Here is a 19,955-nt window from a genome sequence, read left to right as displayed (position 1 = left end):
AGGCGAACTGCCCCCTGCTTCAACCAGGTTGCTGCGACAACCCGGCGGTGAAGGTCTCTCACCTCACTCGACCCCATGGCGCCTCGTGGCGCACCCACACGTTTCGACAAACGCGCCTACGTCTTCCACGGGACCGTCACCCTCGCCTCGATCCGGCTCTGGCTCCGCTCATGATCAGCCGGGCAGGTCCTAGGCCTGCCCGGCGAGGGGATGCCTTCACGTCTCGGCGCGGCGGAACTTACGGTTTGTGGGTTACCCAGAGCAGTTCCGCCGGCCAGCGGTGTGCCCAGTCGGGTGGGTCGGTTTCGTTGTAGCCGTTGGGTGTTCCGAGTTCGGGCCGCGGCTCGATGAGGTCGTCGATGATGAGGCCCGCGCCGCGCAGAACCTTGACCCAGTCGCCGTAGGTGAGCTGATAGCTGGTCGCGCCGTCGTCTTCGGCGATGGTGTTCAGCCCGAAGTAGTCCTGCTGCAGCGTCGTGGTCACGCGGCTGGCGGCTTCGTCGTAACAAGCTTCGAACCATGGGCTGGCGACGTTGAACACCAGGCGCCCGCCTCGGCCCAAGACGCGTGCGGCCTGCGGGACGGCCAGGTGCGGGGGCGCCCAGCTGAGCCCACCGAAGTCGCAGAACACCAGGTCGAAGCTGTCGGCGGCGAAGGGGAGTTGTTCGGCGGCGCCTTGCACTAGCGGGTAGCGGGCCGCTCCCATCGCGCGGGCCGCTGCGGCGAGTTGGGCTTCGGACAGGTCGAGCCCGACCACGGTGGCGCCCTCGGCGGCGAGCGCCCTGGACCACTGGCCGGCGCCGCAGCCGAGTTCGAGGACGCGCTTGCCGGTGACGTCGCCCAGGGCGTGCAGGTGCGCGTCGGGGATGGAGTACATGCCCCACAGCCGGGGTGTGGCGCCGATTTGCGGGTCGTGCTCGTGCTGGTAGGCGCTGCTGATCTTGTTCCAGAGCCGCCGGTTGGCGGGGATGCTGTCCACGTGCCGACTCCAGCACTGCCTGCCGGGGGCGGTCAACACGATTAGGGCACTGGCCGGCCCTCGCCTCGGTCCGGCCCTGGCTCGGCCCATGATCCGCCGGACGAGCCCTAGGCCGGACCGGTACCGGCCCATCGGTCTCGCACCTCTCAGCCACGTACCGCTTCATGGGAGCTCGGGTTAGGGGGAGGTCGTCCAGCGGGGGGCTGCCTCGGCCCAGGCAGCGTCCCATTCGGCGAGGTTGCGCCGCTGCAGTACGCGGCTGACGGCGCCGTATGTGAGGGCTCCGGCGGCGTGGATGGCGAGGGCAGCGAGAACTGCCCAGCCCATGCTGCGGTTGCGGATCTGGTCAGCGGTCAGTGGCGGGTCGGTGATCTTGCCTTCTGTGCTGGCCCAGACGTGGAGGGTGCTGCCTGCCGACAGTTGGGGCTGGACATCGGTCCTGGCGGTGCGTACGTGTCCGTTGGGGTCGGTGAAGCGGACGGTGACCGGGTAGCGGGTCTTCTTGGCCTCGGCAGATCCCGGCTCGGGATGGCGTGGGGCATCGTGCAGGAGGACCGCGGTGGTCTCGTGTCGGGTCTGGGCCTGGTGCTGGGCGGTGCGGGTGTAGTGGCGGTGGGCGATGTCGCCGGTGAGGATCATGGCAGCGGGGGTGGCTGCCGGCACGGTGAGCAGCAGGCCGAGGGCGATCCATGCCTGCCACAGGTCGGTGCGGCGGCGCAGTGGGTTGCGTCGCAGGCGCCAAGGCATGATGCGGGGGAGTTCGTCCGGGGGCGGTTGTGCTGGGGGCATGCCGCGGGCCATGGTGCCTCCTTTGTCGAACGAGGCTGCCGGCTCGGATGTGGCTCTCGGCCGGATGCCGGGTGCCGGGTGTGGGGACGGGGCGTGGGCTAGTGGGTGTGTGGTGGGGCGCAGCTGTTGGTGGAGGGGTGGGCGTGGGCGGCTTGCAGGAGTTGGGCGGCGCCGCGGACGGCGGCCGTGTGCGGGGCCGACACGATGCGCAGGGGGGCTTGGAGCCGGCCGGTGAGCTGGTAGGTGATCTCGGGGCGCAGGACGCCTCCGCCTGCCAGGAGGACATCGGTGTGCAGGGCGTCGACGGTGAGTGTCGTGCGGTCCTGCCGCAGCATCGCGGTCACCATGGTCACCACTGCCTCACTGATCTGTGCCGGCGTTGTGGCGGTGAGGTCGCTCGTGCCCAGCGCGGTGCGGCGCGCGTCGACGACGGCGCCGTCGGACAGCAGCACCACCTCCGTGAGGTGGGCGCCGATGTCGATGACGAGCAGCGGCCGGGACAGGTCTGCGCCTGCGGCCTGGGCGACGGCCCGGGCGCTGGGGACGGTGAGCACACTGCGCGGCCGCAGGGCCTGAACGGCGGTGCGGGCCGCGCTCCGGTAGGCGACTCCGCCCAGTACGGGGGAGGTGACGACGACCAGCGGGCGGATGATGCGGGGCAGGCGGTGGCCGAGCAGACGCTCCAGCATCCGGGCGCATCCCGGGGTGTCGATGATGGTGCCGCGCTGGATGGGGTAGACCGCGCCGGTGCCGGGGAAGGCCACCGTGGGAACGTCGGCGATCAGTCCCCTGCCGGCGATCCATACCCGGGTGCGGGCGCTGCCCATGTCCAGGGCGACGCCACAGCAGCGCCGGCACAGGGGACGGTTCCGGGCGGCGACGGTAGAGCGGGTGTGGCGTGTCGTGGTCACCGGCCGGCCTCCCTGACCTGCTGGCAGCGGGCGCAGAAGCGAGCCTGCGGCACGATCATCAGCCGCTGTCGTGCGATGGGGCGGCGGCACAGGTGGCAGGCGCCGTAGCGGCCCTCGTCCATGCGTTTCAGGGCGGCTTCGACGTCGGCGAGGACCATGCGGGCGGAGGCGGCGAGCTTGACGCGGACCTCCACCTGCGAGGCGGCCTGCCGCTGCCGCAGGTCGGCGGCGCGGGACGGGGCCGCGGAAGCGATCTGCTGAAGCTGCTCCTGGCGGAACAGGTGTTGTCCGTGCAGGTTCTCACGCAGTGCGGCAAGGTCCTCGGCCGACAGGTGTGTTTCGAGGTCGTCGATGGTCGGGTGGTTCACCTGGAACCTCCGAGGTCAGGCCGGGGAGGAATCGGACTCCTGCGGAGCAGGGCAGGAGGAGGGGTTTCGCCCCCTGGGCGGAAGACCGTCCACCCCGTGACGGGGTGTGCCGGCCCACCGTGATCAACAGCTCTCAACTGTCAGTCCTCCCCGGTAGGTTCAGGATCATGACGACGGACACCACGGACGGGCAGGAGACCGCGCACGCGCGGTACACCTTCCGCCTGCGCGTGTGTGCCGGCGCCCGTGCCGCACTGGAGGCGGAATGGGCGCGCTGCCGCTGGATCTGGAACGAATGCGTCGCGAAGTCCAAGGCCATACACCTGCACAACAAGGTCACGGGCGGCACGGAGACGTGCGGTCCGGCCCGGCTCGACAAGATGCTGACGCGGGCCCGCACGACCACACCGTGGCTGGCCGAGGGCGCGAGCGTTCCCCAACAGCAGCTCATACGCGACTTCGGCAGATCCCGCGCCAAAGCCTTGAAGGACATCAAGGACCTGCTCCCTCAGCGGCAGCGGGCCGGGATGCCGAAGTACAAGAAGAAGCGCGAGGCGCGGCCGACCCTCAACTACACCCAGCGGGGCTTCCGCCTCAAAGACGGCCTGCTGCACCTCGCGGGCGGGATCGTGCTGCGGGTGGTGTGGTCGCGGGAGCTGCCCGAGGAACCGTCCTCGGTGCGCGTGTACCAGGACGCCACCGGAGCGTGGTACTGCTCTTTTGTCGTTCCGGCGGTGACCGAGGCCCTTGCGGAGACCGGCCGTGCGATCGGAGTGGACTGGGGCGTCAAGGAGATCGCCACCACCACATCCGACGCGCACGATCTTCCTCACCCCCGGCACGGCAAGAAGGCCAGGGCCAAGCTGACCCGGTACGACCGCATGGTGGCCCGGCGCAAGCCGAAGAAGGGGCAGGCGGCCTCGAAGGGCTACCGGGAGGCGAAGCGGCTGCGGGCCAAGGCCCACAGGAAGGTGGCCCGGCAGCGTGAGGGCACGGCCCGCAAGTGGGCCAAGAGCGTTGCCCGCGACCATGATGCTATGGCGGTGGAGGACTTCCGGCCGCGCTTCCTCGCGAAGTCGACCATGGCCCGCAAGGCGGCTGACGCCTCGATCGGCGCGGCGAAACGGGCGCTGGGGGAGATGGCCCGTAAGCACGGCCGGATCGTGCACCTGGTCAACCCCGCGCACACCACCATGGACTGTGCGCAGTGCGGAGCGAGAACCAAGCACGCACTCCCTCTTCCGGAGAGAACGTATGCCTGCACCGTGTGCGGAGCCGTCTCGCCCAGGAGCAAGAACTCCGCCCGCGTGATGCTGGTCCGGGCTGGTCTCAACCCGGCTGGTGCTGAGGGTGTAAGACCTGACCGCACGCCGTGCGGCCAGGCAGCCTGAGTCAGGAATCTCCTTCCTGAACGCAAGCGAAGGCAGGAGAGGATTCAACACTGCACCCCTTGGGCAGAGCGGAAGACGAAGGACGGATGGGGGTCGGTCAGCCGGCGCGGCGCTGGCAGGCCACGCAGTAGCGGGTGTAGGGGAGGATCTCCAGGCGCTCTGCGGGGACGGGCTTGGCGCAGCCCAGGCAGGTGCCGTAGGTGCCGTCCTCGACGCGGGCGAAGGCTGCGTCGATCTCTTTGAGCACCCGTTCCATGGCGGCCTTCTGCTCTGACATCAGGTGGTCGTCCGCGGTCGGTTCGGTTGCGGTGAGGGCCTGCAGTTGGGTCAGCCGGGTATTGCGGGCGTGCTCCAGGCGCTGGCGCACCTCGTGGGCGGTCACGCGCTCGGGGCGAGGTTCGGTCCGCGGGGTATCGAGCGACACGGTACGTCCCTTCTAAGTGGGTGGAAGGTGCGGGCAGGGGTGCCCGCGAGGCGGTGGCAGGCTTCGACGGCCATGCCGCCCTGGGGCCTGGTGGGGCATGTCTTCACCCTGGCTGTTTTGGTGGTGGATCCCTATCGGGCGCAGGCCCCATTTGTGCGAGGTCGAGGGATGCACGTGGTCGGCGTGGGTATGCCGCGCGCGGGAAATGGGGCCCAGGCCCCATCGACCGGGCCGCCGGGGGCGGGCAGGCTCGGTTGAGGCCACGGGCCGCTGGCTCGTCCGGGGCGCGTGATGCCCGACAGGGGAGGCAGGCCGTATCACAGAAGGAGGCGTAACGTCCGGTGTCCCTGTTCTGGCGGATCTTCGGGCTCAATGCCGTGGTCCTGGGTACGGCCACGGCACTGCTGCTGTGGGCTCCGGTGACCGTCTCCGTGCCGGTCCTGCTGACCGAGGCCGTGATCTTGGTGGGCGGCCTGGTGGTCATGCTGGTCGCCAACGCCGCTCTGCTGCGGTGGGGCCTGGCCCCGTTGGACCGGCTGACGAAGCTGATGACCACCGTGGACCTGCTGCGGCCCGGCCAGCGGCCGTCCGCGCACGGCGGCGGTGAGATCGCCGAGCTGATCCGCACCTTCAACGCCATGCTGGAGCGGCTGGAGCAGGAGAGGGCCACCAGCAGTGCCCGCGTGCTGCTCGCGCAGGAGGCCGAACGCCGCCGCATCGCACAGGAGTTGCATGACGAGGTCGGGCAGAGCATGACCGCGATCCTGCTGTCGCTCAAGCGGGCCGCCGACCAGGCGGGTGAGCCGCTGCGCGGCGACCTGCACCAGGTGCAGGAGATCACCCGGGAGAGCCTGGACGAAGTCCGCCGCCTGGTACGCCGGCTGCGGCCCGGCGTCCTGGACGACCTCGGCCTGGTCAGCGCGCTGACCTCGCTCACCCACGACTTCGCCGCCCACACCGGGCTGCAGATGACCCGCCGCTTCGATACCGAGCTGCCCGTGCTGACAACGGAGATGGAACTGGTCTTCTACCGCGTTGCCCAGGAGAGCCTGACCAACGTCGCCCGCCACGCGGACGCCGAAGGGGTCATCGTGGCTCTGCACCACAGCGGCGACAGCGTGGTGCTCTCCGTCACCGACGACGGCTGCGGCATCAAGGCCGCCTGCGAAGGCGCCGGGATTCGCGGCATGCGCGAGCGCGCCCTGTTCATCGGCGCCCAGCTCGACGTCACCCCCGCGCCCAGGACCGGTACCCAGGTCCGGCTCACTGCGTCCCTCCCCAGGAAGCCATGACCATGTCCGAGACACCCACGATCCGCATCCTGCTGGCCGACGACCACGCGCTGGTCCGCCGCGGCGTGCGGCTCATCCTCGATCAGGAACCGGACCTGGAAGTGGTCGCCGAGGCCGGGGACGGCGCCGAGGCCATTGAGATGGCCCGCAGCCACGACATCGACCTCGCCGTGCTGGACATCGCCATGCCCCGCCTGACCGGCCTGCAGGCCACCCGCGAACTGGTCGCGCTCAAGCCCGGCTTGCGCATCCTGATGCTCACCATGCACGACAACGAGCAGTACCTTTTCCAGGCCCTCAAGGCCGGCGCCAGCGGCTATGTGCTGAAATCCGTCGCCGACCGTGATCTGGTCGCCGCCTGCCGGGCCGCGATGCGCGACGAGCCCTTCCTCTACCCCGGCGCGGTCACGGCGCTGATCCGCAACTACCTCGACCGGGTCCGCCACGGACAGGAGGCCCCCGACCAGATCCTCACCCCCCGCGAGGAGGAAGTCCTCAAGCTGGTCGCCGAGGGGCACCCCTCCAAGGAGATCGCCGACCTCCTCTTCATCAGCATCAAGACCGTCCAGCGCCACCGCGCCAACCTGCTGCAGAAACTCGGCCTGCGCGACCGCCTGGAACTCACCCGCTACGCCATCCGCGCCGGCCTCATCGAACCCTGACACTGCCCCACGAACCGCCTGAGATCCCGGCTGCCCACTCCCCAGCCAGGACCTCAGGCCCACACCTGCCACGTCGCAGCCGGCGCCACCACGAAAGGGGGGACGGCGACAGATGCACCCCGCTTCGCGTACCGGCCAGGGCACGGCCGACGGCCGGCCCGTTGCCGCGCTTGCTGTGCTGGCAGCCGTACTGCTGGCTTTGTTCACCGCCCTCCCCGTGGACAGCCCGCAGCCCGCTCCGGTCAGCGCGGTACCAGCTGGTGCGGTCATGGCCGACGGCCACGACACCGGCTCGCCCACGGGCGACGGGTGGGTCACCGCCTGCACCACCCCGGCGGGCACCCGCCCCGCACTGATCGGCGAACGCACACCACCCCACGCACACCTCGCCGCCCCCGCCCACGACAGGGCTGCGGCCCTGCCCCTCGTCGGCCGGCCACCGGCATCGCCCTCGCCGACTCCTCCCCGTGCGGACCATGCGCCTTCCGACCGCGGGCGAGCACCTCCGGCACATCCCGGCACCTGACACCTTCTCTTCCCCTTCTTCCCGCCGCGGGGCGCCGACCGCAGCCGCGGTGTCCCGCCGGAGGCCCTTCGTTGATTCGCTCTGCCCGCCTGAGGGCGCTGTTCGCCCTCACCGTGATCGCCCTGTCGCTGTACGTCACTTTCACCGTGCCGGTCCGCCTCGGACTGGACCTGCGCGGCGGAACACAGATCGTGCTGGAAACGCGCTCGACCCCGACCGCCGACGCCGACCGTGAGGCCACCGACCGCACCCTGGAGGTGCTGCGCGGACGCATCGACGCGCTCGGCGTCGCCGAACCCACCCTCCAGCGTTCCGGCAGCAACCGGATCATCGTCGAACTGCCCGGCGTGCAAGATCCCACGGAAGCAGCCGATGTGCTGGGCCGCACCGCTGAGCTCACTTTCCACCCCGTGCTCGGTACCTCCGACACCGGCGAAACCCCGCGGCCGCTGCCCAAACGGCCTCGCGAACGCATCCTGCCCGACGAGTCCGGCCAGCTCCTGCGCCTGCGAACCGCCGCCCTGACCGGGCAGGAGGTCAAAGGCGCCGCCGCACGCTTCGACCAGCAGACCGGCGCCGGATGGCACGTCACCGTCGACTTCGACCGCACCGGCCGCGACCAGTGGGCCCACCTGACGGGCGAGGCCGCCTGCCACCCGGTCGGCGACGCCGCGCGCCGCGTCGCCATCGTCCTCGACGAAAAGATCATCTCCTCACCGCAGGTCGACCCGTCCGTCTCCTGCAAGACGGGCATCGTGGGCGGCTCCACCCAGATCACCGGCTCGTTCACCGACACCGAGGCCCGCGAACTGGCACTGCTCATCAACGGCGGGGCCCTGCCCGTACCGGTCGAGACCGTCGAACAGCGCACCATCGGCCCCACCCTCGGCGCGCACGCCATCACCGCCAGCGCCTGGGCCGCCGTCATCGGCACCGCCCTGACCGCGCTGTTCATCATCGCCGCCTACCGGCTCATGGGCGCCCTCGCAGTGGTGGCCCTGACCTGTTACGGCCTGATCGCCTACGCCGCCCTGGCCGCCCTCGGCGCCACCCTGACCCTGCCGGGCCTGGCCGGTTTCGTCCTGGCGATCGGCATGGCCGTGGACGCCAACGTGCTCGTCTTCGAACGCGCCCGAGAAGAACACACCGCCCGCCGCCGCCCCAGCCCGCGCTCGGCGCTGACCGCCGGATTCCGCAACGCCTTCACCGCAATCGCCGACTCCAACATCACCACACTGATCGCGGCCGCTCTGCTGTTCGTCCTCGCCTCCGGGCCGGTGCGCGGCTTCGGCGTCACCCTGGGCATCGGCGTTGTCGCCTCCATGATCAGCGCCCTGGTCGTCACCCGTGTGCTCGCCGACTTCGCCGCCTCCCGCCCGTGGGTACGCCGCCGCCCGCACGTCACGGGCCTTGCCACGACGGGCAGGGTCCGCGACGCTCTCGCGCGCCGCAACCCGCAACTCATGCGCAGGCCACGCCGATGGCTGGCGGCCTCCGCCGCCGTCCTGATCCTGGCTGTTTCGGGCATCATGATCCGTGGCCTGGACTTCGGCATCGAGTTCACCGGCGGCCGCCTGATCGAGTACGCCACCTCCACGCCCGTAGATCCGGAACGGGCCCGGGCCGCCCTCGACGAGGCAGGACTCCCACGGGGGGCGGTCGTCCAGTCCTCCGGAGACATGGGCCTCACGGTGCGCACCGGGAAACTGACCGACGCCGAGGCCGCCACCGTCACACGAACCGTCACAACGCTCGGCGGCGACACGGACAAGATCCGTGACGAGCTGATCGGCCCCAGCCTCGGCGAGGAACTGCGCCGCAACGCCCTGATCGCCCTCGCCGTAGCTCTGGGCGCCCAGCTGCTGTATCTCGCCGCCCGCTTCCGCTGGTTGCTGGGCAGCGCCGCGGTCCTCGCGCTCGCCCACGACGTGCTCATCCTCATCGGCATCTTCGCCTGGCTCGGCAAGCCCATCGACGGCGTATTCCTCGCAGCCCTTCTCACCGTCATCGGCTACTCCGTCAACGACTCCGTCGTCGTCTTCGACCGCATCCGAGAGCTGAGCCGACGCGATCGCAAGGCACCACTGCCGCAGGTCACCAACCGCGCGATCCTGCAAACCCTGCCCCGCACCGTCAACACGGGCATGGGCGCGCTCCTCATCCTCGCCTCGCTCGCCGTCCTCGGCGGGAACTCGCTCACCGACTTCGCCCTGGCCCTGCTCATCGGCCTGGCAGTCGGCACCTACTCCTCCGTCTTCACCGCCGCCCCCCTCGCGATCAAGATCCACCACCACACCAACCCGCCCCGGCGCCCTGCCCGCAAACCCTGACCATCAACAGGTCCACTCAGTGGCCTGTTGCCGCAAGGACACACAGCATCCGTGGCCCAGGGTCTTTGCGTGATCGCGTTCTGTCCGGTTTCGTCAGGTGAGGCCGAGGGATGGCAGGGGCCGTTGGTCATCGCGGACGGTGTGGCGGAGGGCGGCGGCGATGTTGGTGCGGCCGTCCTGGCGGTGGACGCTGATCGCGAGGTTGCGCAGGCCGGCCACGGTGCGGGGCAGGTGTCCGGTGCGGATCTTCGCGTCGTCCTCGCGGTAGGTCCGGTCCCGGACGTGGTGCAGAAAGCTCTCGATGTGCCGGTGGCCTCTGATCCAGGAGGCGAGCTGGGCGCCGGTGACCTCGCCCGGAGCAAGGCTGGTGATCAGGTAGACGCATTCGATGGTGAGCTTGCCGGTGCCCAGCTCGCGCCGCCAGCGCACCACTTGCAGGGCCTGGTCCGCGTCGGGGTAGTCGAGGTGGGCGAAGGCGGCGGTCTTCAACCGCCGGATCTCCATGCGGTGGTGGGCGCGGGTGCGGTCGTAGTGGTCCAGGGCGATGTCGCGCCAGGGCAGGCGGCGGAGGCGGTCGAACAGGCCCGGGATGGTTCTTCTTCACGATCGCCAGGTAGTGGGCGCCGCGGGAACGCAGGTAGGTGCCGTGGTCGTGCTGGTGTGCAAGGCGTCAGCGGTGACCACGGCGCCGGCCAGGTCCACGGTGTCCGGCAGTGGGGCGAAGGCGGGGATCTCGTTGCTCTTGCCGGCGACCTGCCGCTGGGCGAGCACGCTGCCGGTGTGCTCCATCGCGGCCGGCAGCGCGACGGCCGTCCGGTCGGCGTGGCGTGAGCCGCGGAGCGTCTTGCCGTCCACCGCGATCGCGCGTCGGCCGGCGTCGCCGTCCGGCCTTCTGGCGCGGGCGGTCAGGAAGGCGCCGATCGCCTCATCAAGGGCGTCGCCGTCGAGCCGGGCGAGCAGGCGGCGCACGGTGGCCGGGTGCGGTACGGGCACCTGGCCGGTGAGTGGGTCGGGCGGGAAGCCCAGGGCGCGCAGCGCCCAGCGGGGCGCATCCGCGGCCCACTCACCGATCGCGGCCAGGGAACGGGCACCGGCCAGCACGCTCGCGGGGGCCGCACTCAGCAGCACCCAGCGGGTAGCGGCGGCCTCGCCGGTCGCGGGGATCGGGCAACAGGCCCAGGAAACCCAGCAGGCGGACGGCGTCGGGAACCGGCGCCCGAGCATCGGTGTGGGCCAGGTGCTCCAGCGCGGCAGGCCTGGGGGATGATGCAGGGGCAGGCAGGAGACCGCCCGCGCGGAGCTGGAGCGGGCCATCATCACCGCACAGCAGAAGATCCAGCCACTGCGGCGCAGCTGATCAGCTGGCGGGTCCCGGTCACGGCGGCCAGCGCTCCGGCCCGGGCGTCGGTCTCCGCCGCGGCCTTCTGCTTCTCGGAGCATGTGCCGCTGCAGCATGGACGCGTGTGCCGGTAGGGGTGGCTGCTGCGACAAGGCGGGGCGAGTCGTCAGGCTGCCTTGGAATTCGCCTTCTCGATGTGCTCGACGGCGAGGGCGGCCATCCGGCGGGCCGTCTTCTGGACCTGCTCCGCTTCCTTGGCGCCGTCTGTCCCGTAGACGGAGTAATCGACTGTGATCGTCGCGTTCCCGGCGCGGACGGACACCTCGTACCCTGACGGCACCGCGATCTCCACCGCCTCGTCCCCGATGTCACGAACCTTGGTGACTCTCAGGGAGGGGTCTTCGGCATGGGCGATCCGGTCGTCCAGCCAGGCCGCGGCGGCCTCCTGCCCCGAGGCGCGGGGAGTCGCAGTGTGCAGCTCGTACTTCACGTCCAGCTGGACGTTGGCGCCCATGTCGTTCGAGGTCCACCGCGTCCAACTGCTCTCGGACAAGTGAAGTTCGGTTTGCTTGCTCACGACGCGGTTCAGTCTGTCGACCTGCTGGTCCTCGCTGCTGAGGAGGGCCTCGCTTCGGGGCAGCACGGTGTAGGGGTCGTCACGGCCCTGGTACATGGGCATGAGGAAGGACCACCCGGCCCACCCGCCCGCGGCGATGACCACGACGGCCAGTACTGCGATGACCACGGCGGTGAGTGTGCTCCGCTGCTTCGGTGTCCTGTCTGCAGCGGGTCTCGCGGCAGTCTCGAACTGATCAGTCGTCATGGCACAGCCCTCATTCCCTCGGAGCCGTGCAGGCCCCCAGCGGGGCGGACGGCCATGTCCGCCCGCCGCCCCCTTACCGAAACATGCCAAAGCTATCGTGCTCGCCGCATCGCCCCGCGCGAACCGAGCGGCCGTGTGACCGGCATCGCACAAGCTCCGGCGTGGAACCTTGGATCGAACTGGCTGTTCATCAAGGACAATTGCACGGTGACCTGCCCCGTTCTCGGGAGCATGCACCGGGCAGTCGATACACGCGAGGGCGCGAAAGGCGGAGCACCTCCCAGCCAAGATCAGCTGGACTGTGGTTGTCAGGAACTGCGGGGGGCTACCAGGCCAGATTCGTAGGCGAGGACCACGAGTTGTGCCCGATCACGGGCGTGGAGCTTGGCCATGGCCCGGTTGATGTGGGTCTTCGCCGTCATCGGGCTGATCACCATGCGGCCCGCGATTTCGTCGTTCGACAGGCCCTGCGCGACCAGAGCTACAGCCTCGCGCTCGCGGTTGGTCAGCTCTTCCAATCCCTCTCCGGTGCCGGTGGGGAGCGCTTGGGTGACATACCGGTTGATGAGCTTGCGAGTGATCGACGGTGCCAGCAGGGCGTCGCCGCGCGCCGCGACGCGTACGGCGTGCAGGAAGTCCTCCGGCACGATGTCCTTGACGAGGAATCCGGCGGCGCCGGCGCGCAGCGCGTTGAAGACGTATTCGTCCAGGCCGTAGTTGGTCAGGATGACGACGTGCACCTGGGACAGGGCCGGGTCGGCGGCGATGCGCCGGGTTGCCTCGATGCCGTCGACGACCGGCATCTGGATGTCGATGAGAGCGACGTCGGGCAGGTGCTTCCTGGCCAGGTCCAGGCCCTCCTTCCCGTCGGCGGCCTCGGCCACCACCGTGATGTCGTCCTCGAGGTCGAGGAGCGCGCGGAAGCCACTGCGGATGAGCGGCTGGTCGTCGACCAGGAGGACTCGGATCATGACGTCTGGCCGAGGGGGAGTTCGGCCTGGACGGTGAAGCCGCCCTCGCCGCGCGGTTCCGCGCGCAGTCGGCCGCCGAGTGCGGTGACACGTTCGCGCATGCCGAGCAGCCCCAGACCGGGTGTCGGGGCGGTGTCCGGCGTCGCTTTGCCGTCGTCATCGATGCGTATGGCGAGGGCGTCCGGACGGCAGTCGATCCGCACCGACGCCGTAGCGGCGTGCGCGTGACGGGCGATGTTGGTGAGTGACTCCTGGACGATCCGGTAGACGGTCCGGTCCACCGCGGCCGGCACGTCGTGTCGTTGCCCCTCGATCGTCAGCGTCGCTTCCAGACCGATGGCACGGGCCCGTTCCACTAGTTCCGGGACGTCGTCGAGCCCGCGCGGCGGGGTCGTGTCGTCGTCGCGCAGTGCCTCCAGCGTCGCGCGCAGCTCACGGGTCGCCTCACGTCCGGCCTCCTGGATCGCCAGCAGGGCCTGCGGCACCTCCTCGCCACGTCTGCGGGCCACGTGCACGGCGACTTCCGCCTGCACCTTGATGACCGAGATCTGGTGGGTGAGCGAATCGTGCAGCTCCCGCGCGATGCGCAGGCGCTCCTCGTCGGCGCGGCGCCGCGCGGTCTCCTCCCGGCTGCGTTCGGCCTCGTCCGCCCGCCGCTCGGCCTGCCGCAGCGCTTCCCCCGCGGCGCCTGCCGCGATCAGCCAGGCGATTTCGAGGGCGCCTCGGGCCTGCGCGAACGCCTCTCCCGCGTCGTGCAGGCCCGAGGCCAGGGCCGCGAGCGGGAGCAGGGCCAGTATGGCCACGCTCGCGGCCACCGTGACGGTTCGGTGTCCCGCTCGCACGGCCGCGTACACGGCAAACAGGTATGCGACGGCAGGCACATCGAAACCGGTCGCCTGGTACCCCACCGCGCACAGCGCGGTGACGGCCAGGACGGCAACCGGAGCCCGGCGGCGCGCGGCCAGCGCCAGCCCGCCGGCCGTCAGCAGCACGTATCCGAGCAAGTCGAGGTTCGTGGCGGAACGCTGCCCGGACAGCCCCGTCACCAGCAGCGCCGCCGCCACGCCGACAGCGATGACCCAGTCTCCGACACGGGCCCGGACGCCGGTCTCACCTGCACTCATGCGCGCACCCTAGCTGTTTGCCACCGCCGGCGAGTCCGCCTCATGGGCGAGCCGCCGACTACCGCACACGCAGTACCTGCGCGCCATCTGCGGTGTCCGCGGTAGCAGGATGCGGTATCGGCGGCAGCGTGAAGTGTCCGCATTCGCCGGACGACCGGGGGTGGGTGAGGCGGACATGCTCAGTCGACACCCAGTTGCAGGAAGAGAAGGAGCACCTTGATGTCTCTGCGTCGCCTGTTTGCCGCCGCTGTGGCCGCCCTGCTCGTAGGCATCGGGCTTGCCGCACCGGCTGCCGCGCACGCCTCGGTGCAGCCCGTCGCGGCCAGTTTCTACGACTACAGCCTCGGGCGACTGGGGGCCGCCACGGGCGCCCTGTTGGGGCTGGCCGGTGTGGTCTTCGCCTGTCTGGCGCTGGCCCGCCCGGCCGGTCGTCTCGGCACCGGCAACGGATCACTCGGGGCCAAGCTGGCCATGGTGGCGGGGCTGATCAGCATGGCTCTCGGTGGCTTGGTCGCGGCCACCGCCGACGGTGGCCTCGGTACGGGCAACGGGCTGGGCGGGGCCTACGTGGCCATGCTGGTGGGGCTTATCGGTACGGCCCTCGGTGGCCTGGCTCTGAGTCGTTCCCGCAGCACCGGCTGACCACAGCAGATTGGTGCGCGCCTCGGGGCTGCATGAAGAGCGGTCAGACGTCGCGGAGACGGTGCTGTCGAAACTTTTGAAACCTCCCCTCCCTAAAGGGAGGGGATTCCTGGCTCGCGTTGCCCGCGGACCGGCGGTCGCACGGGTCTTACACGATCAGCACCAGCCGGGTTGAGACCAGCCCGGACCAGCATCACGCGGGCGGAGTTCTTGTCCCTGGGGGACACGGCTCCGCACACGGTGCAGGCATACGTTCTCTCCGAAAGAGGGAGTGCGTGCTTGGTTCTCGCTCCGCACTGCGCGCAGTCCCTCGTGGTGTGCGCGGGGTTGACCAGGTGCACGATCCGGCCGTGCTTACGGGCCATCTCCCCCAGCGCCCGTTTCGCCGCGCCGATCGAGGCATCAGCGGCTTTGCGGGCCATGGTGGACTTCGCGAGGAAGCGCGGCCGGAAGTCCTCCACCGCCATAGCATCATGGTCGCGGGCAACGCTCTTGGCCCACTTGCGGGCGGTGTCCTCCCGCTGCCGGGCCACCTTCCTGTGCAGCTTGGCGGCCTGCCGCTTCGCTTCCCGGTAGCCCTTGGAGGCGGCCTGTCCCTTCGCCGGTCGGCGCCGGGCCATCATGCGCTGGTAGCGGGCAAGCTTCTCGGCCGCGTTCTTGCCGTGCCGCGGGTGGGGAAGGTCGTGCGCGTCGGATGTGGTGGTGGCGATCTCCCTGACGCCCCAGTCGATACCGATCACGCGTCCCGTTTCGGGCAGCGTCCTGGTCGCGGCCGGAACGACGAACGAGCAGTACCACGCCCCGGTGGCGTCCTGGTGCACCCGCACGCTGGACGGTTCCTCGGGCAGCTCACGCGACCACACCACCCGCAGCACGATCCCGCCCGCGAGGTGCAGCAGGCCGTCTTTGAGGCGGAAGCCCCGCTGGGTGTAGTTCAGCGTCGGCCGCGCCTCGCGCTTCTTCTTGTACTTCGGCATCCCGGCCCGCTGCCGCTGAGGGAGCAGGTCCTTGATGTCCTTCAAGGCTTTGGCGCGGGATTTGCCGAAGTCGCGTATGAGCTGCTGCTGCAAAACCGACGATCCCGCCCGCAGCCACGGTGTCCGACTGCGGGCCTCGGTCAGCATCTTGTCCAGCCGCGCCGGGCCGCACTTCTCGTCTCCGGCGTGCGCCTTCTTCGAGCGGGCCACGCATTCGTTCCACACCCAGCGGCAGCGCGCCCACTCCCCGTCGAGCGCGCGCGCTGCGCCGGCGGGCACACGCAACCGGAAGGTGTACCGGGCGTGTCCGGCCCCCTCACTGGTCTGCGTGTCCGTCGTCATGGCCCTGAACCTACCTGGGAGGTACGGCAGTTGAGAGCTCTTGCTCCGTATGGGCTGCCTCACCACCGCGATGGGTGGACGGTTCCTCGCCCAGGAGGCGAAACCCCTTTTCCTGCCCTGCTCCGCAGGGGTCCGATTTCTCCCCGGCCTGAAGGCCGGGGCCTCCTCGGAGATTCCAGGTGACGGCGTACTTGGCGCGCTGCTGCTGGTAACTGGCCGGGGTGCCGAAGGCGGTGAGGAAGACGAGCTTGCCGAAGGCCATGGCCGGATAGATGCGGGTGGGCCTGGTGGCGCGGATCTCCAGGGTCCAGCGGATGGCGTGGCCCTGGTGGCCGAGCGGGGCGGAGACGTGGACCCAGATGCCGAGTGCGCCGATGGTGCGGTCGCCGTTGAGTATCTGCGCGTACGTCTCCGAGCCGGTCCTTTCCAGCGTGACGCCGAGGTAGAGCACCCCGGGCTTCAGCACCAGGCCGGAGGCGGGGATGGTCTGTTCGATGAACTCGGTGGGGGCGGCGGTGTCCAAGTCGCCGTCACAGATGCGGATCGTGTCGCCGAGTCGCTAGTCGTAGGCGTTCGGGGAGAGGCGGGCGGGGTCGTACGGGTCGATGGTGATCTCGCCCGCCCGGATGGCGGCGGCAATCGCAGGGCCAGTGAGGATCATGAGGCGACCGCCCGGATGCGGGCCACGTTCCGCCAGTAGCGGGAAGGCTGGGGACTGAGCTGCCCCGAGTTTCGTAGAGTCCGGCGGCCTGTACCGAGTTGCGTGGAGTCGGGATAGCTGATTTCACGCTACAGGTGTTGCGCGCAGTTCGTACTCGGCAGGCGGTACGTAGTCGAGCGCGGAGTGGAGACGCTCTTCGTTGTACCACGTGACCCACTGGAAGATCGCCCGCTCAACCTGGTCGACGTCCCGCCACGGCCCCTGCATCTCGATCAGCTCGGCCTTGAAGGTGCCGTTCAGGGCCTCGGCCATCGCATTGACGTAGCTGTCCGCGACGGAGCCGACCGAGGCGGCGGCGCCGTTCTCGGCGAGCCGGTCGGTGTACCGAATGGACACGTATTGCGACTCACTATCCGTGTGGTGGGCGCGTCCTCACCGACGGTGACTTCTACGAGGACGAGCTGCTCAGGGCGTTCGCCTGGCCGCTGCTGCTCCAGGCGGGCGGTCCGGCTGAACCATCTGATGGCCGCTTGGAGTTGACTGTGCGAGGGCGTAAGGCGTCGGCCGGGCCCGTCCACGAGATGGTCGGACACCTGTGGCGGCATTGGCTGGGCCACGGGCCGCTGGACGAGTTCAGCCGGATTGAGGAGATCAAGGGGCAGCGCGCGACGAACGTCCTTAGCGCGGCCGGTTCGGGCCGTAGGGCGGTGGGTGCGGTGCTGGCCGGGTGCTGTCCGCCGGGGGAGTGGGTGACGGTGAACGGGCTGTTCAAGGCGATGCGCGTCACGGGCCATGATTTGTGCCTGGTCCCTACGAGTTGCGTGGCTTTCTGGCCGAGAACAGCGGAGGGGAGGACTTGCCACAGCCCGTCGCGGTCTTGCTGGGCGATGCCGCCTCCCGTACCGAGGAGCGGGGGAGGGAAGGGGAACCGGAGAAGGACGGGGGCTGGCTGCACGTTCCCACCGGGGTGCCGCCAGGACTCCAGGGCTGACCGCCAGCCGCACCAAGCGGCTCCGAGTCCGAGGCCATCACCACCGTTGCACCGCCTGGCAGCACCGCGTGGCGATTCCGCTGCTCCGCTTCCGCCTGCCGTCGTCCCGGCCGGTCTTGTCGGAGGTGGCCGTTACGGTGGTCCCAAGCTGATCAGAGAAGCGCACCGTTCGGCTTCTCAGGGGCTGGCCGGGGTGGGAGGGCAGATGGGTATGGCCGTGGTGGAGGTCTCGTACGCGGAGGGCTGGGATGCCGACGCTCGTCGCGAGTTCGGGCCGCTGTCATCCGATGAGGCGGAGGAACGGGACAGGGGCGGGGAGCCGTATGTGGTGGTCCGTCGTGTGCTGGGGCGCCCGGCGCCGCTGGAGGTGCACCTCGTGTCCTGGCGCGACCACTACGTCGGGGTATGGGCCTACGACGAGCTGGGGCGCCGGACTCACGAGGTGGACCTGAGGCTGCTCGAACCGGACCGCCTGTTCGCAAGGCAGTACCTGGAACGGAGGTACTTCTCCCCTGACCAGTCCGACCGCGCGCGCGACGCATGGCGTCTCACGGTGGACTTCCTTCCCGGTGGGAGGGGAAGGAAGGTGCTCGAGGAGCGCGGTGAGGGTGGCGGATCGTTCCACACGCTCGCCGACGTGCCGGAGCCGCAGCGGTGGCATCCGCGGTCGGGGTTCGGCGTGCATGCAGCCGGGAGCCCGAACTTTTTCGGGGCGGCCGAGCAGGAACGGCCCAAGGTCCTGGACGCCGCCGTCCTGACGTCGCCGGCAGCCGCCGGGAATGCCGACGTGGAAGTGGGGAGGCCTGAATCCCCATGGCGGCCTCCCCGGCCGGGGCAGCCGGGACTGGCGCTGAACGAACTCTTCCGGTCGGGCACCCGGTTCATCTCGGAGTCCTGGGGGGAGATGACAGTCGCTGAGATCCAGCACATCGCCACTCTCCGAATCCCCAGCGGCCGACTGGTCGTCGCAGACGCCATGGAGCAGGACAGCCCCAGGGAACTGATCGAGCGCGTCCCGCCCGGTGAGTATCCCCTGCAGGCCGCCGTGCTCGTCGGTGAGGGCGACTACTACGGCGAACGGTTCCCGGTCACGGAGCAGCCCGCCGTACGGCTGCTGATCGGCGACGAACCGCCGGTCACCTGGGAGATGGGCCTCAGCGAGGGCGACGATCCCCGGCTGCTCCTGGACGGCCACGCCTACGGCTTCGGCACCGACGGCGCGGCCGGCAGCTTCGCGGACGCTTCCGGCTGGGCGAGGCTGTCCGGGAAGTACCGGAGCTTCCTGATGGACAGGGACGCAAGCGCGGCCGAGAACATCGCGGACGGCTGCATACATGCAGCCGACGAGGAAACGGGCGGCGACCTGGTGTCCTTCCACACCGGCGGGGACGGAACCTATCCGGTCTGGCTGGGCCGCTCCGACTCCGGTGAACTGGTCGCCGTCGCGGTGATCACATCATGGCTGGCGGATCTGCGGCCGGCATGATCGATACGCTTGCGCGCGCCGACGTCCTGAAGCGCTGCGGTTGCGCCGAGGAGGCCGACGCGGAACTCGCCCGGTTCGCCACACCGGTCGAGGATCTCGCCCACAACGGAACGGTGAGCAGCGCCGTTGCGGTGGCCGAAGGCCTCGTCTGCCGGGGCGAGCCGGAGAAGGCCGTCACTCACCTCCGGGACCGTCTCGACGGGGCGAAGGTGCTACGCAGGGAGGACCTGCGATAACCGAGCTTCCCCAGGCGACAGGGCCGTTCTGCAGGCTGCTACGTTCCGTCGCATGCCCCGTTCCGATCTCCGTCTCCTTGACCGGCTCCGGCAGAGTCCACGCCTGGCCGAACTCGCTGCGTTCCCCTTTGACTTCGATCTCCGCCGAGCCGATCACGGCGAGGACGTCCGTCTGGCATCGGGTGCGCCGCTGGAGGGGATCGCAGGCGACGACACCGGTGGCACCTACTTCCGCTGTGGCGACGGAGGGGTGCTGTACGCCGACTCGGAAGGACATGCGGGTCTGATCGCCGAAAGCCTGGCCGACGCACTGGAGTTGGTGACCGGCCTGCCCGGATGGCGGGACCACCTGCACCTACCGCCGGAAACCGCAGAGGAGGAACTGTCCGCCGCAGCCATCGAGGCGGAGGACAGCATCCGCGCCTCCTACGCCCCCTACCTCGAGGCCAACCGCGACGAACTCCTCACCGCCCTCGGGCTGACCCTGCGGCCTCCCGCCGAACTCTTCACCCGGATGCACCGTGCCCTCCTCCGCACCGAACCACGTACTGTTGCTCTCCGACGAGGGCAGCGCCTACCAGCTGCTGGACCCGCACCTCAGTGGACGTTAAGTCCGATCTTCCTCGGTTCGTGATCGCTCGATCGTGGTACTGATCGTCACGCAGGGCGCCTGCCGGGCATGTCCATGTTG

Annotated in this window: 21 protein-coding genes and 1 pseudogene; 9 read left to right on the top strand and 13 right to left on the bottom strand. The window is 70.0% G+C overall.

All coding sequences use genetic code 11. From position 1 onward, the window contains the following. Window positions 1-238 precede the first annotated feature (238 nt). The 4 genes from ACFV7R_RS45110 to ACFV7R_RS45095 all read right to left on the bottom strand — a co-directional run bounded on the left by ACFV7R_RS45110 (window position 239) and on the right by ACFV7R_RS45095 (window position 3,047). Complete coding sequence (locus ACFV7R_RS45110; protein ID WP_365465948.1) at window positions 239-979, bottom strand: class I SAM-dependent methyltransferase; 741 nt, start codon at window positions 977-979, stop codon at window positions 239-241. 177 nt (window positions 980-1,156) lie between these two features. After that, window positions 1,157-1,780 (bottom strand): hypothetical protein, encoded by a 624-nt coding sequence (locus tag ACFV7R_RS45105; RefSeq protein WP_385276056.1) that lies wholly within the window; start codon window positions 1,778-1,780, stop codon window positions 1,157-1,159. 86 nt (window positions 1,781-1,866) lie between these two features. After that, complete coding sequence (locus ACFV7R_RS45100) at window positions 1,867-2,595, bottom strand: rod shape-determining protein (protein ID WP_385276060.1); 729 nt, start codon at window positions 2,593-2,595, stop codon at window positions 1,867-1,869. An 80-nt stretch (window positions 2,596-2,675) separates the two neighbouring features. Further along, window positions 2,676-3,047, bottom strand: coding sequence for a TraR/DksA family transcriptional regulator (locus ACFV7R_RS45095; protein WP_385276054.1), 372 nt, complete (start codon window positions 3,045-3,047; stop codon window positions 2,676-2,678). 167 nt (window positions 3,048-3,214) lie between these two features. Here ACFV7R_RS45095 and ACFV7R_RS45090 point away from each other — a divergent pair, with 167 nt between their 5' ends. Next, on the top strand, window positions 3,215-4,438 hold the full coding sequence (locus ACFV7R_RS45090) for an RNA-guided endonuclease InsQ/TnpB family protein (RefSeq protein ID WP_385276051.1): 1,224 nt from the start codon (window positions 3,215-3,217) through the stop codon (window positions 4,436-4,438). 97 nt (window positions 4,439-4,535) lie between these two features. On the opposite strand, the gene ACFV7R_RS45085 is transcribed toward ACFV7R_RS45090, so the two are convergent. Next, a complete protein-coding gene (locus ACFV7R_RS45085; protein ID WP_385276048.1) occupies window positions 4,536-4,862 on the bottom strand; it encodes a TraR/DksA C4-type zinc finger protein in 327 nt (108 codons plus the stop codon). Window positions 4,863-5,203: 341 nt separating this feature from the next. Here ACFV7R_RS45085 and ACFV7R_RS45080 point away from each other — a divergent pair, with 341 nt between their 5' ends. From ACFV7R_RS45080 to secD, 4 genes are all read left to right on the top strand, one after another. After that, on the top strand, window positions 5,204-6,154 hold the full coding sequence (locus ACFV7R_RS45080; RefSeq protein WP_385276045.1) for a HAMP domain-containing sensor histidine kinase: 951 nt from the start codon (window positions 5,204-5,206) through the stop codon (window positions 6,152-6,154). Window positions 6,155-6,156: 2 nt separating this feature from the next. After that, the gene (locus ACFV7R_RS45075; protein WP_385276042.1) at window positions 6,157-6,816 is read left to right on the top strand and encodes a response regulator; all 660 of its coding nucleotides are present in this window, start codon (window positions 6,157-6,159) and stop codon (window positions 6,814-6,816) included. A gap of 112 nt (window positions 6,817-6,928) precedes the next feature. Next, window positions 6,929-7,342, top strand: a complete 414-nt coding sequence (locus ACFV7R_RS45070) for a hypothetical protein (RefSeq protein WP_385276040.1) — start codon at window positions 6,929-6,931, stop codon at window positions 7,340-7,342. A 71-nt stretch (window positions 7,343-7,413) separates the two neighbouring features. Continuing rightward, window positions 7,414-9,672 (top strand): protein translocase subunit SecD, encoded by a 2,259-nt coding sequence (secD, locus tag ACFV7R_RS45065; protein WP_385276037.1) that lies wholly within the window; start codon window positions 7,414-7,416, stop codon window positions 9,670-9,672. 93 nt (window positions 9,673-9,765) lie between these two features. Here secD and ACFV7R_RS45060 read toward each other — a convergent pair whose 3' ends face one another. From ACFV7R_RS45060 to ACFV7R_RS45040, 5 genes are all read right to left on the bottom strand, one after another. Further along, window positions 9,766-10,161, bottom strand: coding sequence for a hypothetical protein (locus ACFV7R_RS45060; protein WP_385276034.1), 396 nt, complete (start codon window positions 10,159-10,161; stop codon window positions 9,766-9,768). Between the two features lie 111 nt (window positions 10,162-10,272). After that, window positions 10,273-10,989: an ISAs1 family transposase gene (locus tag ACFV7R_RS45055; protein ID WP_385276031.1), complete on the bottom strand. Its 717-nt coding sequence runs from the start codon at window positions 10,987-10,989 to the stop codon at window positions 10,273-10,275. A gap of 188 nt (window positions 10,990-11,177) precedes the next feature. Beyond that, on the bottom strand, window positions 11,178-11,756 hold the full coding sequence (locus tag ACFV7R_RS45050; RefSeq protein ID WP_385276028.1) for a hypothetical protein: 579 nt from the start codon (window positions 11,754-11,756) through the stop codon (window positions 11,178-11,180). A gap of 386 nt (window positions 11,757-12,142) precedes the next feature. Further along, window positions 12,143-12,805: a response regulator gene (locus tag ACFV7R_RS45045; RefSeq protein ID WP_385276025.1), complete on the bottom strand. Its 663-nt coding sequence runs from the start codon at window positions 12,803-12,805 to the stop codon at window positions 12,143-12,145. Then, the gene (locus ACFV7R_RS45040) at window positions 12,802-13,929 is read right to left on the bottom strand and encodes a sensor histidine kinase (protein WP_385276022.1); all 1,128 of its coding nucleotides are present in this window, start codon (window positions 13,927-13,929) and stop codon (window positions 12,802-12,804) included. The genes ACFV7R_RS45045 and ACFV7R_RS45040 overlap by 4 nt, the downstream gene beginning before the upstream one ends. Window positions 13,930-14,148: 219 nt before the next feature. On the opposite strand from ACFV7R_RS45040, the gene ACFV7R_RS45035 reads away from it, so the two are divergent. Then, window positions 14,149-14,571, top strand: coding sequence for a DUF6223 family protein (locus ACFV7R_RS45035; RefSeq protein ID WP_385276019.1), 423 nt, complete (start codon window positions 14,149-14,151; stop codon window positions 14,569-14,571). A gap of 92 nt (window positions 14,572-14,663) precedes the next feature. Here ACFV7R_RS45035 and ACFV7R_RS45030 read toward each other — a convergent pair whose 3' ends face one another. From ACFV7R_RS45030 to ACFV7R_RS45020, 3 genes and pseudogenes are all read right to left on the bottom strand, one after another. Further along, window positions 14,664-15,890: an RNA-guided endonuclease InsQ/TnpB family protein gene (locus ACFV7R_RS45030; RefSeq protein WP_385276016.1), complete on the bottom strand. Its 1,227-nt coding sequence runs from the start codon at window positions 15,888-15,890 to the stop codon at window positions 14,664-14,666. 178 nt (window positions 15,891-16,068) lie between these two features. Continuing rightward, window positions 16,069-16,551 (bottom strand): annotated as a pseudogene (locus ACFV7R_RS45025) (deoxycytidine triphosphate deaminase); the annotation flags it as partial. 123 nt (window positions 16,552-16,674) lie between these two features. Beyond that, window positions 16,675-16,947, bottom strand: a complete 273-nt coding sequence (locus ACFV7R_RS45020; protein ID WP_385276013.1) for an integrase core domain-containing protein — start codon at window positions 16,945-16,947, stop codon at window positions 16,675-16,677. An 800-nt stretch (window positions 16,948-17,747) separates the two neighbouring features. On the opposite strand from ACFV7R_RS45020, the gene ACFV7R_RS45015 reads away from it, so the two are divergent. The 3 genes from ACFV7R_RS45015 to ACFV7R_RS45005 are packed head-to-tail and all read left to right on the top strand — an operon-like array spanning window position 17,748 to window position 19,898. Next, window positions 17,748-19,028, top strand: a complete 1,281-nt coding sequence (locus ACFV7R_RS45015) for a DUF4241 domain-containing protein (RefSeq protein WP_385276010.1) — start codon at window positions 17,748-17,750, stop codon at window positions 19,026-19,028. Continuing rightward, window positions 19,025-19,264 (top strand): hypothetical protein, encoded by a 240-nt coding sequence (locus tag ACFV7R_RS45010; RefSeq protein ID WP_385276008.1) that lies wholly within the window; start codon window positions 19,025-19,027, stop codon window positions 19,262-19,264. Before ACFV7R_RS45015 ends, ACFV7R_RS45010 begins: the two co-directional genes overlap by 4 nt. Before the next feature lie 52 nt (window positions 19,265-19,316). Continuing rightward, the gene (locus tag ACFV7R_RS45005; protein WP_385276005.1) at window positions 19,317-19,898 is read left to right on the top strand and encodes a hypothetical protein; all 582 of its coding nucleotides are present in this window, start codon (window positions 19,317-19,319) and stop codon (window positions 19,896-19,898) included. Window positions 19,899-19,955 lie beyond the last annotated feature (57 nt).

Origin of the sequence: Streptomyces sp. NPDC059866 (assembly GCF_042731325.1) — a bacterium.
GTDB classification, from domain to species: Bacteria; Actinomycetota; Actinomycetes; order Streptomycetales; family Streptomycetaceae; genus Streptomyces; species Streptomyces flavusporus.
Note: the sequence above shows the minus strand (reverse complement) of the source record. Positions and strands in the feature narration are given on the sequence as shown.